Here is a 17,762-nt window from a genome sequence, read left to right on the forward strand (position 1 = left end):
TTTCCAACTGTTATCCCCCTCGACTGGGCAGATCCCTAGGCATTACTCACCCGTCCGCCGCTCGCCGCCTCAGGAGTAAACTCCCTTGCGCTGCCGCTCGACTTGCATGTGTTAGGCCTGCCGCCAGCGTTCAATCTGAGCCATGATCAAACTCTTCAATTAAAGTTTTGTTGCTTCCGTCTTGCGACTTCAGCGGCTCAATGAATTCTGATTTTTTGTTTCTAACTAAAGAAACAAACTGTACATATTRCTATGAACACTCATTGTTACATTGATTTAAATTTTTGACTGCCAACCCGAAGGTTAAGCAGTTTCGATTAACTCAACACCTGTGAGTGTCCACACAGATTTCTTGTTTTATCTTGTTAAAGAGCAACTCAATATTCGTAAGAGAACTTGAGTACCACACTGAGCGYCGAACGCTTCCAGTTGGCTAGGGCTGCGTATTCTACGCATTTCCCGTTTCGCGTCAAGGAGTATTTTACAACTTCTTGCTGCGCTTGAATTAAGTGCTTAAAAGCGACTCAATTCAACTTAACTCGTCAGCTGGCTTTCGCTGTCTGCCGTGTCAGTGGATGCGCATTATAGGGAGCAGGAGATTTTGTGCAAGGGCTTTTTGTAGGAAAATAACGATTAATGGTTTAGACGTTTACTTATCAAACGATACGTATAAAAAAGGGGCTAAAAAGCCCCTTTATCTCGATTAAGTCTGGCAATCTATATGAGTCACGCTCAGCTAGATCATCATAAATACTGTTATCTATGGACTAAAGAAACGAGATTCTTGCTCAACTTCGACTTCTTCACCGTCGATATGAGTTTTCACTTTTATCTCGATATTAGTAACTGAACGAGACAGCTCAACCGGATCGATACCCACACTAATAGGGAGAGTTAACACTTCACCACCCGCAATAGTGACCGAAGTTGGACCGTACCATTTATAGTTGTCTAATCCTTCGACACTCATAGTGTATTCGTGGGATTGCTCTGTCTTATTAAGAATCTTCAAGGTGAAGGTGTTTTCAATCAAACCTTGATTGTTCTCTCTATAGAGCTGGTTGCGGTCACGAATGATGTCCATACGCACAGGCGCTATGGTCGCACTGGAGTATATAAAGACTAATATCATCGCTACCAGTACCACGCCATAACCGACAAGTTTAGGTCGCAGCACTTTTTGCTTAATTCCTTCTAACTTGTTCTCGGTGGTATAACTGATAAGCCCTTTCTCATAACCCATACGATCCATGGTTTGATCGCAGGCATCGATACAAGCGCCGCAGTTAATACACTCATATTGCAGACCATTACGAATGTCGATTCCCGTAGGACATACCTGCACACACAAGTCACAGTCGATACAGTCACCAAGCCCTAGCTCTTTAGGGTCATCTTTGCGTGAGCGCGGACCACGGGTCTCACCACGTTTAGTATCGTAACCCACGATAAAAGTATTCTTATCGAACATGGCCGCTTGGAAACGAGCATAAGGGCACATGTGGATACACATGATTTCACGCATCCAACCCGCATTGCCGTATGTTGCAAGTGTAAAGAACACGACCCAGAAGTAGATACCGCCAGAAGCATTAAGCGTAAATACGTCGACATAGACTTCACGACTTGGCACAAAATAGGACACAAAGGTCATAGCCGTCATCAGTGAGAGCAATAGCCAGGCCGTATGTTTTGCCGTTTTACGCCAGAGTTTGTCAAAGCTCCATGGCATTTGATCTAACTTAATGCGTTTATTGCGTGCGCCTTCAAGTTTTTCCTCGAACCAGATGAACATAAAGGTCCATACTGTTTGGGGGCAAGTGTATCCACACCAAACACGGCCAAGATAGGTGGTCACAAAAAACAGAGCGAAGGCAGCGATCATAAACAACGCTGCAAGCAAGGTGAGATCCTGCGGCCAAATCGTTAAACCGAAGACGTGAAACTTTTGTTCGCCCAAGTTAAACCATACGGCTTGACGGTCGCCCCAAGGGATCCAAGGTAAAAGCAGGAAAAATAACATGGCGATCCAGCCCATGCGGCGACGTACGCTACTCCACAAACCGTCTATGGCTCGGACATAAATCCGATTACGAGGATTAAAGCGATCGGCTTTACTCGCATCTGGCTGGTGAATCTTAATTCGATTGGTTTTCGAATAGTCCTTGTTATTAGATTCTGAGTTCATCGTTACAGCCTTTTACTGCTTTAATATTGGACGAAAACTAGCTTATTATACCCATATTCTTAATGGTTATTCACTTATGTTGGACTAAAAGATGAAAGGTTGGATCATATTGGTGCTACTCGCGGGTGCTTTATATTACTTATACACAGAAACAGATAAATTAGATGTTCCTATTGCAAAGACTGAGGCTATGATCAAAGAAATAGAGAATAAAGTTGACTCTATGACAGGAACAAAAATTATTAAAATCGACCATAAACTGACTAAGGTAAGAACCGACATCATAGAACGTTTATCCACATTAGAACTCGAAGCCTTCAATCAAATTCCAATGACTCCCGAGTCTATTGCCGACTTTAAGGCTAACTATTGCGGTACTATGGCACCTCAACATCCAGTGTTTAGCAAAGATAATCAGCTTTATCTATGTGATCACCTTTAATCATTACAGACTCATAGGCAAACGGGATTTTGCTATATAGCGCTAAGGTTTAGATTTAGGTGATTGACCTTATATATGATTCCGCCTAGCCTTTGAGGCATTACAGCATAAAGGCCTATGAATCATGACCCAACAAGTATCAGATATTTTTGATCCCACCTTATGGGATGAAGTCAGTGGATTTCATTTCGACGATATTACTTACCACAGAGCCAAAGCGCACGGCACAGTACGCATTGCCATTAATCGCCCAGAGTGCCGCAACGCCTTCCGACCTAAAACCGTTGATGAGTTATTTATCGCACTCGACCATGCACGCCAATGGTCTGATGTAGGTTGCGTACTGCTTACGGGTAACGGTCCTTCGGCAAAAGATGGTGGCTGGGCGTTCTGTTCGGGTGGCGATCAACGTATTCGCGGCAAAGATGGCTATAAATATGAAGGCGCTGAAGAAGGCAAAGCCGATCAAGCCAGAATGGGCCGCTTACATATATTAGAAGTACAACGCCTTATCCGCTTTATGCCTAAAGTGGTCATCGCCGTTGTGCCGGGCTGGGCGGTGGGTGGCGGCCATAGTTTACACGTAGTGTGCGACTTAACCTTAGCCTCGAAAGAACACGCAATATTTAAACAAACCGATCCCGATGTTGCGAGCTTCGACTCAGGTTATGGCAGTGCTTATCTCGCCAAGATGATAGGTCAAAAACGTGCCCGCGAAATCTTCTTCTGCGGATTTAACTACAGCGCTGATGAAGCCTTCAACATGGGTATGGTTAATAAATCCGTTCCCCATGCAGAGCTAGAAACCGAAGCATTAATGTGGGCGAAAGAGATTAACTCTAAATCACCTACGGCTATGCGTATGCTTAAATACGGCTTCAACATGACTGATGATGGTATGGTCGGTCAGCAATTATTTGCCGGTGAAGCGACACGTTTAGCCTATGCGAGCGCCGAAGCACAGGAAGGACGCGATGCCTTCCTCGAAAAACGCGATCAAGATTTTTCAGCCTTCCCTTGGCACTACTAATTTTAGAATCGTATTAATTTACGTTTAAATGCTCAAAGCCCTCCATCGTGAGGGCTTTATGTTTTTTACAACGGATAAATAGATAAAACCGTTTAAACTAATCTGAAAACACAGCTTTTAATTTTAATGAGAATTGTTATCATCTAAGTATTCCCGCTGGGAGCCCATTTAGAGGACAAGATCATGACTAAGACACTTACTTTTGCCGTACTGCATTTTAGCGTCGCTTTTACCGTAACCTATTTATTAACCGGCAGTGTGATCGTCGGTGGCGCAGTGGCCTTAGTTGAACCTGCGATTAACACTGTGGTGTTTTACTTCCATGACAAAGTGTGGAAACGCATTGAGGCAAAAAAGCAGCACGAGCTAGATGCCATTCCAGCATAGAAAGCTAAGCCACCAGCATTTGCTATTGCTGTAAGTTAATTGTCATTTTGTCGTGAATCTAAATGAAAAAACCGCCAATAAAGGCGGTTTTCATTTAAATATCTCTATTTATTCTACTGTTACAGATTTTGCCAAGTTACGTGGTTGATCCACATCAGTACCTTTGATTAATGCAACATGGTACGACAATAGCTGTAAAGGAATAGTGTAGATCAGTGGCGCCATAAAGATGTCACAGTGTGGCACAGGGATCACTTTCATCGTGTCATCCGACTCAAACTCGGCATCCACATCGGCAAACACATACATTAAGCCGCCACGGGCACGCACTTCTTCAACATTCGATTTCAGTTTTTCGAGCAATTCATTGTTTGGCGCAACGACAATCACTGGCATATCGGCATCGATAAGCGCCAGTGGGCCGTGTTTTAATTCGCCAGAGGCATAAGCTTCAGCATGAATATAAGAAATCTCTTTCAGCTTTAACGCGCCTTCCATCGCAATCGGGTATTGATCGCCACGGCCAAGGAATAACGCATGGTGTTTATCGGCAAAATCTTCAGCCAGTTCAGCAATCGCAGCATCTAAACCTAAAGCTTGTTCCACTTTTGCTGGCATAGATTGTAGGCTTTGAGTAATTTGAGCCTGCATTTGATCAGACATACCATTGTGGCGACCGATCACCGCAGTCAACATTAACAAGCCAGCAAGTTGTACTGTGAAAGCTTTAGTCGATGCCACACCAATCTCGGCGCCCGCTTTCATCATGTAAGCCATGTCAGATTCGCGAACCAGTGATGAACCTGGCGCATTACAAATCGTCAACGTGGCTTTGTAACCCATTTCTTTCGCTAAACGCATGGCCGCTAAAGTATCGGCAGTTTCACCCGATTGTGAAATCGTCACCAACAGGCTATTTGGGAATAAGTGCGACTTGCGATAACGGAATTCAGAGGCAATTTCGACGTTACAAGACACGCCAGCCCAATCTTCTAACCAGTAACGTGCCGCCATGCCCGCATGGTAACTAGTACCACAGGCGATGATTTGCACATGTTTGATATCTTTTAAAAACTCAGCAGCGTTATCACCAAAAGCCGTGTCTAGCACTTGCTTATTAGCAATACGACCTTCAATTGTGCGCGTCAGTGCCAATGGCTGCTCGTAAATTTCTTTAAGCATATAGTGGCGATATTCGCCTTTGTCACCGGCATCGTGGGTAATTTCAGATTCTTTGACTTCACGCTCAACGGCATTACCGTTTAAGTCGAAAATACTCACGCTGCGACGGGTCACTTCGGCCACATCACCTTCTTCTAGGAAAGCAAATGAGCGAGTGACGGGTAATAAGGCGAGTTGATCTGAAGCGACAAAGTTTTCACCTAGACCAAAACCAATCACCAATGGACTACCAGAGCGAGCAACAACCATACGTTCACTATCACGACGGTCAATAACGACTGTGCCATAGGCGCCTTCGAGTTGTTTAACTGTGGCTTGTACAGCACCAAGTAGAGTGTTATGGGTTTTCAGCTCATGGTGCACTAAGTGACAAATCACTTCGGTATCGGTATCTGAACTAAAGTTGTAACCTAAACCTTTAAGCATTTCGCGCAGTTTATTGTGGTTTTCGATAATACCGTTGTGCACCACGGCAATATCACCTTCCGATAAATGCGGATGAGCATTACGCTCACTCGGCTCACCGTGAGTCGCCCAACGAGTGTGCGCGATACCGGTTCCGCCTGCTAATGGGTCAGTTTCAAGCGCAGCCGACAACTCTTGTACTTTGCCAACGCGGCGCGTACGGTTGAGTTCACCATTGTGAATAACGGCAACGCCTGCAGAGTCATATCCGCGATATTCTAAACGGCGTAAGCCTTCTACCAGAATTTCAGCCACATCCCTTTGCGCCACGGCGCCTACGATTCCACACATAGTCTTTACCTATAAATTAAAATGAAGTTGTTAAGCAATTTTGTCTATTGAGCATAGGGCGCTAGCATGACTCGCACGCCCTGATCTGAAATTTGTTTGAGCGCACTCTCGTCGATACGTGAGTCGGTGACCAACACACTGACCTTGGCCCACGGTAACTCTAAGTTAGGGATCCGCTTGCCAATTTTGTCTGAATCGACCATAACGATCACTTCGCGGGAAACTTCGGCCATCACTTTGCTTAGACCTGTTAACTCGTTAAAGGTGGTGGTCCCGCGTTCAAGATCGATACCATCGGCACCGATAAACAGTTGGTCGAAATTATATGAACGCAACACTTGCTCGGCGACTTGACCTTGAAAGGATTCAGAATGCGGGTCCCAAGTGCCACCGGTCATCAATAAGGTGGGCTCGTTTTCGAGTTCATGGATGGCATTAGCAAGGTGCAGGGCATTCGTCATGACTACCAGCCCACGTTTATCGTTCAGCTGTTCAATCAAGCCTGACGTCGTAGTGCCACTATCGATAATAATGCGATTGTGATCTTTAATCAGCTGCGCGGCGGTTTTCGCAATAGAAAGTTTATTAGGCGCTATCTTGGCAGAGAACAGTTGAGTGACTTCGTCTGGAATCGCCACGGCGCCACCGTAACGGCGCAATAATAAACCCGTTTTCTCAAGCGCGGCGAGATCCTTACGAATCGTCACTTCTGAGGTTTCAAAACGTAACGACAGTTCATCAACGCTCACTTCACCCTGTTCGTTCAATATGGTGATTATGCTGTGGCGACGCTGCTGTGTGTTTCGTTTATTCATAAAACCTTTCAGTTAAGTTTCGATTCGAAAGGTGCATTATAGTGAAACGAAACTTTTTTGCTAGTCATACGAAGCACTCTTTCGCATGATCGCGAATCATTTTAATTAATTTAAAATTGTGAACTTAAAAACCAACCAATAAAAAAGCAGTTTATCCTTTAGGGATGAACTGCTTTTAATGGATTTAAAACGTTATGAATTTTAGAACTTAGCTTCAACAGCAACACTGAAGTTACGATCTTGACCTATAGTCACCATCTTATCGCTGCCACCGTCTAAATATTCAGTATCGAAGAGGTTTCTGACGTTGGCACGTATGCTGACATCTTTACCCATGATATCCATAGTGTAAGCCGCACCTACATCAAAACGTACGTAACCATCTTTGGTGATGGTGTTATCAGCATCAGCAAAACGTTCACCCACATAAATAGCACCAAAGTTCATCGCAAAGTTGTCTGTCACTTCGTAACGGGTCCAGATATTGGCCGACCATTCAGGTGCATCAATAGGAGTTTTACCATCTAAGTTCTTGCCACCGATTTTGCCTGCACCGGTATTATATTCAGCATCTAAATACATCATAGAAGAAGTCATAAACCAGCTATCACCTAACTGGCCTTGGGCGCCAACTTCAAAGCCGCGATGATGCTGCTCACCACCTTGGGTAGTGATCGTTTTATCTCCTTCATTCGTTAATGGGATGTCTTGTACTGTGGTGACATTAGAAACCGTAATATCAAAAAGGGCTGCTGTTAGCAGTAGGCTATCATTAAATAACTCCCATTTAGTCCCTAGTTCATATTGAGTACCGTACTCAGGTTTCAGGTTATCTCCATGATTGACATCTTCAGAACTGGTTACCGAGCCTTGTGGTGTAAAGCTTTTTGAATAATTAACGTAAATGCTACCATTAGCCATTGGCGAGTAAATTACCCCAAACTTAGGCGACACGGCATAGCTGTTTTCACCTTCTCCGTCTTTCTTCTGTTCGTCGTAACGCACACCAGCAAGCAATTTCCATTGCTCATTAAGCGTCATCAAATCCTGTAAATAGAAACCGTAATACTTGTATTCGCTTGGGTTGCTTAGCTTACCTTGGTGATAATCAAGATCTTGCTGAATAATTGGTTGTCCAGGAATTACGGGCTGACTTTTGCCTTTCTGAATTTGCTGCTGATAGAAATAGTCTAAATAGTTAGCTCCAATAAGGAATTGATGCTCCATTCCTGCCAAAGAAAATTCACCCGTGAAATCGACATAGGCCGTTTTATGCTGCCAATCGTCATAACGATCAAACGGGTTTATGGTGTAACCATCTTTGTATGGATCTTCAGAGCCTTTATTTAAGCTTGGCGCAGAGTCTAAACGTTGGCGATTAAACTGCTGATCGTTATAACCAACTTTGACTTTCCAATCATCACTCATCTGCCAAGTTAGATCGGCACCTAAGTTAGAGACTGTGTTATCGGTAAAGGCCCAAGGTGCATCCCATACGGTTTTACGTTCGCCGATAACATTACCTTGTTTATCTAACCACCCACCCGCATCAATGCCCGCTTTATCTTGGGTATGATCGTACTTAACCGATAACAGAACATCATCACTGACATCAAATTCTAAGTTTAAGTAGCCCAACCAACGGTCACGCTCTTGGTTCTCATCGTTAGCGGAATACTCACGCCAGTATTTTGTGTCTTGCTTCACTAACACGCCGCGGTAACGAAGACTCTGAGCATCATTTAAGCTGCCGCCCGCATCTAGCTGAGCACGGGTCGAACCAAAACCATCAGTATCAAAACCTAAATCGAGCATTGAATCATAGGTCGGTTTCTTAGTGACCATATTCACTAAACCACCAGGGCCAGATTGGCCGTACAACATGCTCGAAGGACCTTTCAATACTTCGACTTGCTGTAAAGTTTCAATTGGTTGTACGTAGTGAGACCATTGTTGATGGCCATTGATAAGATAACCATTACCCGAATCGAGCTCGAAGCCGCGGATACTGAAGACTTGACGGTTCCAGCGTGTGGTTCCCGCTGTCACACTCGAATCATTAACTAATACTTCCGCTAGATTGGTTGCCAACTGTTCATCAGTCACAAAATCAGGGATAACATTAACTGACTGTGGAGTATCCATTAAGTCGATATCGCCACGCATGGCACCCGATGCACTACCGACTTTATAGTCGTTAAAAGTACGGCCAGTCACATTGATGCGCTCAATATTTTTATCGCTCGCCACTTCTGCAATAACCGGCATAGCCATTAATGCCGAGCCTACAGCTAAACCTATAACTGAATATTTAAATACCATTGCCAACACCTCAAATAGACCTTTCGTCTTAGAATTGCAGGCAATATAAATGAGAAGTGTTTTTATTTTCTCTTCTTTACTAAAATTTACAATTGAGTGTGATAGTGATCAAATTAACTTAAAAACCAACAATTTGCCCATACCACAAAAACATGAAGAAAATCTTAATTATTAAGCATTACTTAATAAAATGGCTTTTTAGTGCAACACATTGAACACAATAAAGATAAAAGCGGCACATGGCCGCTTTTTTGACATTAAGTTGAGTTTTAAAACTTACTTTTTAATTTTCACTGGACGTTGCCAACCAGTGAGGTGTTTTTGTTTAACACGAGTGATCACTAACTCATTCTCACCTACATCACGGGTAATCGTTGAACCGGCCCCTAAAGTTGCCCCTTTACCTATGGTCACTGGAGCCACCAACTGAGTGTCAGAGCCGACAAAGACGTTATCTTCGATAACAGTAAGATGCTTATTCGCGCCATCATAGTTGCAGGTAATAGTACCAGCACCAATGTTGACGCCATCACCAATGATGGCATCGCCTAAATAGGCTAAGTGCCCTGCTTTTGATCCCACGCCAATCACCGCTTTTTTCACTTCAACAAAGTTGCCTATATGTGCATCTTGCTTAAGCTCTGCGCCGGGACGTAAACGGGCAAATGGGCCGGCACTGGCAGCAACGCCAAGCGTAGCACCTTCTATAATAGAGTAAGGCTTGATCTCAGCATCATCGGCAATCTCGCAATCAATTAAAATCGCGCCTGCGCCAATAGTGACATTATTACCCAAGGTCACTTTGCCTTCGAATATCACATTAATATCGATCATCACATCCATACCAACAGTGACTTCACCACGGATATCGATACGGCTTGGGTCGCGAAGGTTCGCCCCCGCCAACATGAGCTTTTCGGCTTCACGAGCTTGGTAAGCACGTTCAAGTTGCGCTAATTGCATGCGATTATTGGCGCCTTCCACTTCAATGGCCGATTGTGGCTGAGCAGTATCAATAGCAACGCCATCAGCGTGCGCCATAGCAATAATATCCGTTAGATAATATTCACCTTGAGCATTATTGTTCGATAAACGGCTCAACCAAGTTTTAAGTTGTTTACCCGGAACCGCCATGATGCCGGTGTTAATTTCGTTGATCAGCAACTGTTCTGCAGTCGCATCTTTTTGCTCAATAATTCCAATGACTTTTCCTTGCTCACGGACAATACGGCCATAACCCATAGGATTCGCTAAATTCACTGTTAAAATAGCAACGCCATTTTCAGGACGGGCGGCGAGTAAGGCTTCGAGAGTTGATGTCTGGATCAACGGCACATCGCCATAAAGAATAAGTACTGTATCGCTGTCGGCGATATGTGGGCTAGCCTGTGCAACCGCATGACCTGTGCCTAATTGCTCGGCTTGCAATACCCAGTTAAGTTGTTGCTCACCCAAACAGGCTTGTAGCTTGTCAGCGCCATAACCATAGACTAACTGAATAGAGTCACTGCCAACTTTATTAGCGGTATCGATGACATGTTGCACCATGCTCTTATGGGCGATGGGATGTAATACCTTAGGAAGATCAGAGCGCATCCGTGTTCCCTTGCCAGCCGCTAAGATCACTACATTTAATGCCATTACCATATCCTTGAACAAATACCCAAGAGGGTGAAAAATTACGGTCGTATACCAATCACATTAAATATCTAATCAGTTCAGAGCCTCACAGGCATCTCAATCCAAGGCGCATTGACGCAGAAATGGTTATTCCCTTTTAAGTCAATGCAACACGGGAGTGGGATGCCTGTGAGGCTCCCAAAGGGCGGGTTTCAACGCGCTTCATACTGCGTTCAAGGCTTTCGACAGAGCACCACTATGCCTTCAAGCCTTCGCCTTGTCTAAAGCGCGTTGAACTCCCGCTGAATGAACAGATATTTAATACGATTGGTATTAGTGGCGCAATTTTAACGGAAAGCACATCGAAAAGCGAAGTAGATAGCGATGCTAATCAATCAAAGACATGCAAGAATGCCAATCTATCCCATTTTTAGACACAAAAAAGGCGACCCTATGGTCGCCTTTTTTCACAAACAATAACCTTATCTGGCAATGTTTTTCTTGATGGTTTCAACAACACGTAATTGAGCCATAGCCTTAGCTAACTCAACCATAGCCGCGTCATAATTGAAGTCAGCGCCAGCAGTTGCCATATGGGCTTCTGCACGACGCTTAGCTTCTAATGCCGCTTGCTCATCAATATCTTTGGCACGCATAACCACATCAGCCAATACGGAGACAGAAGAAGGCTGCACTTCCAGAATACCACCTGAAAGGTAAAACACTTCTTCACTGCCGTCTTGCTTGACGATGCGCGCCATGCCAGGTTTGATATAACTAAGCAAAGGAGCGTGGCCATGCATTATGCCCAACTCACCTTCAGAACCAGTCACTTGCAGCGAAGCTACGCGACCAGAGAAGATTTTGCTCTCTGCGCTTACAATATCAAGATGTACTGTCATGGCTGCCATCCCGTTCTCCTTAAAAAACTAAGTATTACTACCTAGTTATTTCTTTTTGTTCGCTTTCTCGATAACTTCATCGATTGAGCCAACCATGTAGAACGCTTGTTCTGGCAGGTGATCAAACTCACCGTTCAAAATACCCTTAAAGCCACGGATAGTGTCTTTCAGAGAAACGTACTTACCAGGAGATCCAGTAAAGACTTCTGCTACGAAGAAAGGCTGAGATAAGAAACGCTCAATCTTACGAGCACGGAATACGACAGTCTTGTCTTCATCAGACAATTCATCCATACCCAGAATCGCAATAATGTCTTTCAGCTCTTTGTAACGTTGCAGTACAGTTTGCACGCCGTTAGCAACGTCATAATGCTCTTGGCCAACAACCAATGGATCTAATTGACGTGAAGTCGAATCCAATGGGTCAACCGCAGGGTAAATACCCAGAGAAGCAATTTGACGTGACAGTACAACAGTCGCATCTAAGTGAGCGAAGGTTGTTGCTGGTGACGGATCGGTCAAGTCATCCGCAGGTACGTATACCGCTTGTACAGAGGTAATAGAACCCGTCTTAGTTGAAGTGATACGCTCTTGCAGAACGCCCATCTCTTCAGCCAATGTTGGTTGATAACCTACCGCAGAAGGCATACGACCTAACAGTGCAGATACTTCAGTACCGGCTAAGGTATAACGATAGATGTTGTCAACGAACAACAGTACGTCACGACCTTCGTCACGGAACTTCTCTGCCATAGTCAGACCAGACAGTGCAACACGCAAACGGTTACCTGGAGGCTCGTTCATCTGACCATAAACCATGGCCACTTTGTCGAGAACGCCAGAATCTTTCATCTCGTAGTAGAAGTCGTTACCTTCACGAGTACGTTCACCTACACCGGCGAATACAGAAAGACCCGAGTGGGCTTTAGCGATGTTGTTAATCAGTTCCATCATGTTAACTGTTTTACCAACACCCGCACCACCGAACAAACCGACTTTACCGCCCTTAGCGAATGGACAAACAAGGTCGATAACCTTGATGCCAGTCTCTAACAGTTCAGTAGAGCTTGATTGATCTTCGTATGAAGGAGCTGTACGGTGAATAACATAACGCTCTTCTTCACCGATTGGACCCGCTTCATCAATAGGCTCGCCTAATACGTTCATGATACGGCCAAGAGTGGCGGTACCAACTGGAACAGTAATAGGTGAACCTGAGTTTACTACTTCAAGACCACGACGCAGACCGTCAGAAGAACCCATAGCGATGGTACGAACTACACCACCACCTAGCTGTTGCTGAACTTCCAGCACCAAACCATTACACGGGCCTTCACCTACGATTTTCAGAGCGTCATATACTTGAGGTACGGCATCTTGTGGGAACTCTACGTCCACAACCGCGCCAATCACTTGGACAACAGTACCTGTGCTCATGATTAATCCTCTAAAACTTGTATTCGTTACCTAACCTAAACCGCAGAGGCACCAGAAACAATTTCCGACAGTTCCTGCGTAATAGCAGCCTGACGGGCCTTGTTATAGACCAGTTGCAAGTCGTTGATAAGCTCACCCGCGTTGTCTGTTGCCGACTTCATTGCCACCATACGGGCAGCTTGTTCAGAGGCAATGTTTTCAACAACACCTTGGTAAACCTGAGATTCTACATAACGGACCAATAAAGTATCCAAAAGTGCTTTTGGATCTGGCTCGTAGATATAATCCCAACGATGAGCAGTTTCATCATCTTCTGATTTAGGCAAAGGTAGCAGCTGCTCGATCACAGGAGTCTGCGTCATAGTATTCACAAATTTGTTAAATACCACGTACAGACGATCCAGCTTGCCTTCGTTGTAAGCTTCTAGCATGACACCGACTGTCCCGATCAAGTCAGCGAGCTTTGGAGCATCGCCTAAACCTGAAGCGTGAGCAGACACTTGTCCACCGAAGTTTTTGAAAAACTGCACACTACGTGCACCGATAGGGCAAAATTCAAATTCTGCACCTTGGGCTTTCCAGCTTTTCACGTCTGCAATAACCTTTTTGAAAAGGTTAACGTTCAGACCACCACAAAGGCCACGGTCGGTTGCTACAACAATGTAACCAACCCGCTTAGCCTCTCTCACCTCCAAATAGGGGTGTTTATACTCGAGAGAACCTTGCGCGACGTGACCGATCACCTTACGCATGCTTTCCGCATATGGACGGCTCGCAGCCATGCGTTCCTGCGCTCTGCGCATTTTGCTGGCTGCCACCATTTCCATGGCGGACGTGATCTTCTGAGTGTTTTTCACACTCGCGATCTTGGTTTTAATCTCTTTAGCGCCGGCCATCTCTACTCTCCAATCTGGACCTGAGGTGTCTTAAGACACCTCTATCATTGTTACCAGGTTTGGGTTGCTACGAACTTGTCGAGGCCAGCTTTTAATTCAGCTTCGATATCAGCGCTATAATCGCCAGTTTCGTTGATAAGCTTCATTAAAGGAGCATGCTCGCTGTTCATGAACGAGAGCAGAGCGGCTTCGAAATTACCGACCTTATTCAGCTCAACACTCTTCAGGTAACCTTTTTCAGCTGAGAAAATAGACACAGCTTGAGCGGCTACGCTCATAGGAGCATATTGCTTTTGCTTCATCAGTTCGGTAACACGCACACCATGCTCAAGCTGAGCACGTGTTGCATCGTCAAGATCAGATGCAAATTGCGAGAACGCAGCAAGCTCACGATACTGTGCTAGTGCGGTACGAATACCACCAGACAGTTTCTTGATGATCTTAGTCTGAGCCGCACCACCAACACGAGAAACAGAAATACCTGGGTTAACCGCTGGACGTAGGCCAGAGTTAAACAGATCGGTCTCAAGGAAGATCTGACCATCGGTAATAGAAATTACGTTGGTCGGTACGAATGCAGAAACGTCACCCGCTTGCGTTTCAATAATCGGCAGCGCGGTTAAAGAACCAGTTTTGCCAGTTACTGCACCTTTAGTGAACTTCTCTACATAAATCGCGTTAACGCGTGATGCACGCTCTAATAAACGTGAGTGTAGATAGAATACGTCACCTGGGTAAGCTTCACGGCCTGGTGGACGCTTGAGCAGTAACGAAATTTGACGATAAGCAACTGCTTGCTTAGACAAATCATCGTATACGATCAAAGAATCTTCACCGCGGTCACGGAAGTATTCACCCATAGAACAACCAGAATATGGCGCTAAGTATTGTAGAGCAGCGGCTTCAGAAGCAGTTGCAACAACAACGATAGTGTTAGCTAACGCACCGTGTTCTTCTAGCTTGCGCACTACGTTAGCGATAGTAGAAGCCTTTTGGCCAATCGCGACGTACACACATTTAATGCCAGAATTTTTCTGGTTGATAATTGCGTCGATCGCCATTGCTGTTTTACCAGTTTGACGGTCGCCAATGATCAATTCACGTTGACCACGACCGATAGGGATCATGGCATCAACGGCTTTGTAACCAGTTTGAACTGGTTGATCAACAGACTGACGTTCAATAACACCTGGTGCGATAACTTCAATTGGCGAGAAACCATCGTTATCGATAGGTCCTTTACCGTCAATTGGCTCACCTAGAGTGTTAACAACGCGGCCAAGAAGACCGCGGCCAACTGGAACTTCCAGAATACGGCCAGTCGTTTTCACTTTTACGCCTTCTGCTAAATCAGCATAAGGACCCATTACTACGGCACCGACAGAATCACGTTCAAGGTTCAACGCGATTGCAAAACGGTTACCAGGCAGTTCGATCATCTCACCTTGCATCACGTCGGCTAGGCCGTGGATGCGGATGATGCCGTCACTTACCGCAACGATAGTACCTTCGTTACGAGATTCGCTAACGACTTCGAACTGCTCGATCCGCTGCTTAATCAGATCGCTGATTTCAGTGGAATTCAGTTGCATGCTCAAACTCCCAATTACGACTGCAGCTTATCAGACAGACGCGATAACTTACCGCGGACCGAGCCATCGATGACTAGGTCTCCTGTCTTAATGATTACACCGGCGATGAGCGCGGCGTCAGTGCTACAATTCAGCTTAACTTTGCGTGCGAGACGTTTCTCTAAAGAAATACTAATCTGCTGTTGTTGTTCAGAGCTCAGCTCAGTTGCAGAAACCACATCGGCTTCTACTTCTTTTGCCCACTCATTACGGTATTCAGTAAATAACTGAGATACAGCAGGTAGCACCTTTAAGCGACCGTTTTCAGCCATTACCTTTATCAGGTTCTGACCTTGCACATTGACTTGCTCACCACACACACTAATAAAGAGTGCTGCGAGCTTAGTGCTGGCTAAAGAGCCAGCTAACAGTGGTTGCATGGTTTCGTTTTCACTCACCAATGCGGCAAACGTGAGCATTTCAGCCCAAGAATCCACTGTATCTTGTTCAATAGCAAAGTCAAAAGCTGCCTTTGCGTAAGGGCGAGCGATGGTGGTTAATTCAGCCATAACTCAACTCCCTTATCAAATTTCAGCGACTAGTTTATTAACTATGTCACTGTGGGCGGCTGGATCAATAGAACGCTCAAGGATCTTCTCAGCACCCATGATGGCAAGAGTAGCAACCTGCTTACGCAGATCCTCTTTGACGCGATTACGTTCAGCTTCAATTTCTGCTTTACCCTGAGCGATGATTTTAGCACGCTCAGCGTCTGCTTCGGTTTTGGCTTCTTCAACTATTTGAGCTTTACGCTTGTTAGCTTGCTCAATAATTTCATTAGCCGTTACCTTGGCTTCTTTTAGTTGGTCAGTCGCTTTCGCTTGTGCCAACTCCAGGTCTTTTACCGCACGATCAGCATCAGCTAGACCGTCAGCAATCCTTTTTTGGCGCTCTTCGATGGCATTCATCAAAGGGGGCCATACAAACTTCATGCAAAACCACACGAAGATGATAAAGGCGACCGTCTGACCGATTAGGGTAGCGTTGAAATTCACAACAGCCTCCTATTTAGAGTTAAGACAGAAGCGTTTTTTACAGCATTGCACCCAGTGGGTTGGTAAATAGCATAAATAATGCGATACCAACACCGATCATAGTTACGGCGTCAAGAAGACCCGCTACGATGAACATTTTAACTTGTAGCATAGGAGCCATTTCTGGTTGACGCGCTGCGCCTTCCAAGAACTTACCGCCTAATAAGCCGAAACCGATTGCAGTACCAAGAGCACCCATACCAATCAGCAGAGCAACAGCGATAGCTGTCATGCCTAAAATCGTTTCCATCTGTATCTCCAGTATCTAAATCTATATTAGTTGATGATTTAGTTTAAAATTTCTTCAGCAATCCTTAATGATCTTCATGCGCCATGCTTAAATAAACAATGGTCAACATCATGAAGATAAACGCCTGCAGCGTGATAACCAAAATGTGGAATATTAACCAGCCCAGTTGCAGAGTCACACCTAGGGTAGATAATAACAAGTTGGTACCATACATCAGCGCAATAAGGATGAAGATCAACTCACCTGCGTACAAGTTACCAAAGAGTCGCAATGCCAATGAAATTGGCTTAGCAATCAAAGTAACAGTCTCTAATAGGAGGTTGACGGGTATCATTGCCTTATGGTTAAAGGGCTGTAGTGTCAGTTCTTTAACAAACCCAGACACACCTTTGACCTTAATGCTGTAGAAAATAATCAGCACGAACACACCGATAGCTAAGCTAAAGGTAATGTTAACGTCAGTCGTCGGAACCGCTTTAAGATATGGAATACCCATTAAACTTGCTGCGTGAGGCAGCCAATCTACAGGGATCATATCCATGAAGTTCATCATGAATACCCATACAAAAATGGTCAGAGCTAAAGGTGCGATCAGAGCATTGCGACCATGAAAACTTTCTTTCACGCTGTTATTTACGAACTCAACGATCATCTCAACAAAACATTGCAGTTTGCCAGGAACACCGGAAGTCGCTTTTTTACCAACGCTGCGGAAAATCCACAGGAACAGAACACCAAGACCAACCGAAAAGAACAACGAATCAATGTGCCATGTCCAAAAGCCTTCACCAACACTTAAGTTGGTAAGGTGATGTTGGATATAGCCCTGCGGTGTTAACGCTTCACCAGTTGCAGCCATGATTCATCCCA

The 17,762-nt window shown here is 44.9% G+C and carries 17 protein-coding genes and 1 rRNA gene; 4 read left to right on the forward strand and 14 right to left on the reverse strand.

Annotated elements, in window-relative coordinates:
• Positions 1 to 162 (reverse strand): 16S ribosomal RNA (locus tag L5M10_RS08555); the annotation flags it as partial.
• 598 nt (positions 163 to 760) lie between these two features.
• Positions 761 to 2,188 (reverse strand): cytochrome c oxidase accessory protein CcoG, encoded by a 1,428-nt coding sequence (gene ccoG, locus L5M10_RS08560; RefSeq protein WP_263180487.1) that lies wholly within the window; start codon positions 2,186 to 2,188, stop codon positions 761 to 763.
• A gap of 91 nt (positions 2,189 to 2,279) precedes the next feature.
• Here ccoG and L5M10_RS08565 point away from each other — a divergent pair, with 91 nt between their 5' ends.
• The 3 genes from L5M10_RS08565 to L5M10_RS08575 all read left to right on the forward strand — a co-directional run bounded on the left by L5M10_RS08565 (position 2,280) and on the right by L5M10_RS08575 (position 4,047).
• Positions 2,280 to 2,630 carry a hypothetical protein gene (locus L5M10_RS08565; protein WP_263196925.1) on the forward strand — a complete coding sequence of 117 codons (351 nt, stop codon included), beginning with the start codon at positions 2,280 to 2,282 and terminating at the stop codon, positions 2,628 to 2,630.
• A 124-nt stretch (positions 2,631 to 2,754) separates the two neighbouring features.
• The gene (locus L5M10_RS08570; RefSeq protein WP_198573704.1) at positions 2,755 to 3,660 is read left to right on the forward strand and encodes a 1,4-dihydroxy-2-naphthoyl-CoA synthase; all 906 of its coding nucleotides are present in this window, start codon (positions 2,755 to 2,757) and stop codon (positions 3,658 to 3,660) included.
• A gap of 183 nt (positions 3,661 to 3,843) precedes the next feature.
• The gene (locus L5M10_RS08575) at positions 3,844 to 4,047 is read left to right on the forward strand and encodes a DUF2061 domain-containing protein (protein ID WP_006079349.1); all 204 of its coding nucleotides are present in this window, start codon (positions 3,844 to 3,846) and stop codon (positions 4,045 to 4,047) included.
• 108 nt (positions 4,048 to 4,155) lie between these two features.
• Here the strand turns inward: L5M10_RS08575 and glmS are convergent, their stop codons facing one another.
• The 4 genes from glmS to glmU form a co-directional block, all read right to left on the reverse strand.
• On the reverse strand, positions 4,156 to 5,985 hold the full coding sequence (gene glmS / locus L5M10_RS08580; RefSeq protein WP_105250786.1) for a glutamine--fructose-6-phosphate transaminase (isomerizing): 1,830 nt from the start codon (positions 5,983 to 5,985) through the stop codon (positions 4,156 to 4,158).
• Positions 5,986 to 6,029: 44 nt separating this feature from the next.
• A complete protein-coding gene (locus L5M10_RS08585; RefSeq protein WP_263255175.1) occupies positions 6,030 to 6,800 on the reverse strand; it encodes a DeoR/GlpR family DNA-binding transcription regulator in 771 nt (256 codons plus the stop codon).
• Between the two features lie 201 nt (positions 6,801 to 7,001).
• Entirely contained in the window at positions 7,002 to 9,122 is a 2,121-nt protein-coding gene (locus L5M10_RS08590) for a TonB-dependent receptor (protein WP_263196929.1), read from the reverse strand.
• Between the two features lie 276 nt (positions 9,123 to 9,398).
• Positions 9,399 to 10,763: a bifunctional UDP-N-acetylglucosamine diphosphorylase/glucosamine-1-phosphate N-acetyltransferase GlmU gene (gene glmU / locus L5M10_RS08595; protein WP_263196930.1), complete on the reverse strand. Its 1,365-nt coding sequence runs from the start codon at positions 10,761 to 10,763 to the stop codon at positions 9,399 to 9,401.
• Between the two features lie 203 nt (positions 10,764 to 10,966).
• Between glmU and L5M10_RS08600 the strand changes: the two genes are divergently transcribed.
• On the forward strand, positions 10,967 to 11,176 hold the full coding sequence (locus L5M10_RS08600; RefSeq protein ID WP_263164836.1) for a hypothetical protein: 210 nt from the start codon (positions 10,967 to 10,969) through the stop codon (positions 11,174 to 11,176).
• A gap of 48 nt (positions 11,177 to 11,224) precedes the next feature.
• Here L5M10_RS08600 and L5M10_RS08605 read toward each other — a convergent pair whose 3' ends face one another.
• The 8 genes from L5M10_RS08605 to atpB all read right to left on the reverse strand — a co-directional run bounded on the left by L5M10_RS08605 (position 11,225) and on the right by atpB (position 17,751).
• Positions 11,225 to 11,653, reverse strand: a complete 429-nt coding sequence (locus tag L5M10_RS08605) for a F0F1 ATP synthase subunit epsilon (protein ID WP_105250790.1) — start codon at positions 11,651 to 11,653, stop codon at positions 11,225 to 11,227.
• Positions 11,654 to 11,689: 36 nt separating this feature from the next.
• Positions 11,690 to 13,081 carry a F0F1 ATP synthase subunit beta gene (gene atpD, locus L5M10_RS08610; RefSeq protein WP_105250791.1) on the reverse strand — a complete coding sequence of 464 codons (1,392 nt, stop codon included), beginning with the start codon at positions 13,079 to 13,081 and terminating at the stop codon, positions 11,690 to 11,692.
• Positions 13,082 to 13,116: 35 nt separating this feature from the next.
• Positions 13,117 to 13,977, reverse strand: a complete 861-nt coding sequence (atpG, locus tag L5M10_RS08615) for a F0F1 ATP synthase subunit gamma (protein WP_006084762.1) — start codon at positions 13,975 to 13,977, stop codon at positions 13,117 to 13,119.
• Between the two features lie 50 nt (positions 13,978 to 14,027).
• On the reverse strand, positions 14,028 to 15,569 hold the full coding sequence (gene atpA, locus L5M10_RS08620; protein WP_105250792.1) for a F0F1 ATP synthase subunit alpha: 1,542 nt from the start codon (positions 15,567 to 15,569) through the stop codon (positions 14,028 to 14,030).
• Positions 15,570 to 15,583: 14 nt separating this feature from the next.
• Positions 15,584 to 16,117 carry a F0F1 ATP synthase subunit delta gene (atpH, locus tag L5M10_RS08625; protein ID WP_263196932.1) on the reverse strand — a complete coding sequence of 178 codons (534 nt, stop codon included), beginning with the start codon at positions 16,115 to 16,117 and terminating at the stop codon, positions 15,584 to 15,586.
• 15 nt (positions 16,118 to 16,132) lie between these two features.
• Entirely contained in the window at positions 16,133 to 16,603 is a 471-nt protein-coding gene (gene atpF / locus L5M10_RS08630; RefSeq protein ID WP_006083841.1) for a F0F1 ATP synthase subunit B, read from the reverse strand.
• Between the two features lie 37 nt (positions 16,604 to 16,640).
• Positions 16,641 to 16,892, reverse strand: coding sequence for a F0F1 ATP synthase subunit C (atpE, locus tag L5M10_RS08635; protein ID WP_006083840.1), 252 nt, complete (start codon positions 16,890 to 16,892; stop codon positions 16,641 to 16,643).
• 64 nt (positions 16,893 to 16,956) lie between these two features.
• Positions 16,957 to 17,751 carry a F0F1 ATP synthase subunit A gene (gene atpB / locus L5M10_RS08640; protein WP_107950087.1) on the reverse strand — a complete coding sequence of 265 codons (795 nt, stop codon included), beginning with the start codon at positions 17,749 to 17,751 and terminating at the stop codon, positions 16,957 to 16,959.
• Between the last annotated feature and the right edge of the window lie 11 nt (positions 17,752 to 17,762).

The sequence above is a fragment of the Shewanella sp. SM32 genome (genome assembly GCF_025654235.1).
GTDB classification, from domain to species: domain Bacteria; phylum Pseudomonadota; class Gammaproteobacteria; order Enterobacterales; family Shewanellaceae; genus Shewanella; species Shewanella oncorhynchi.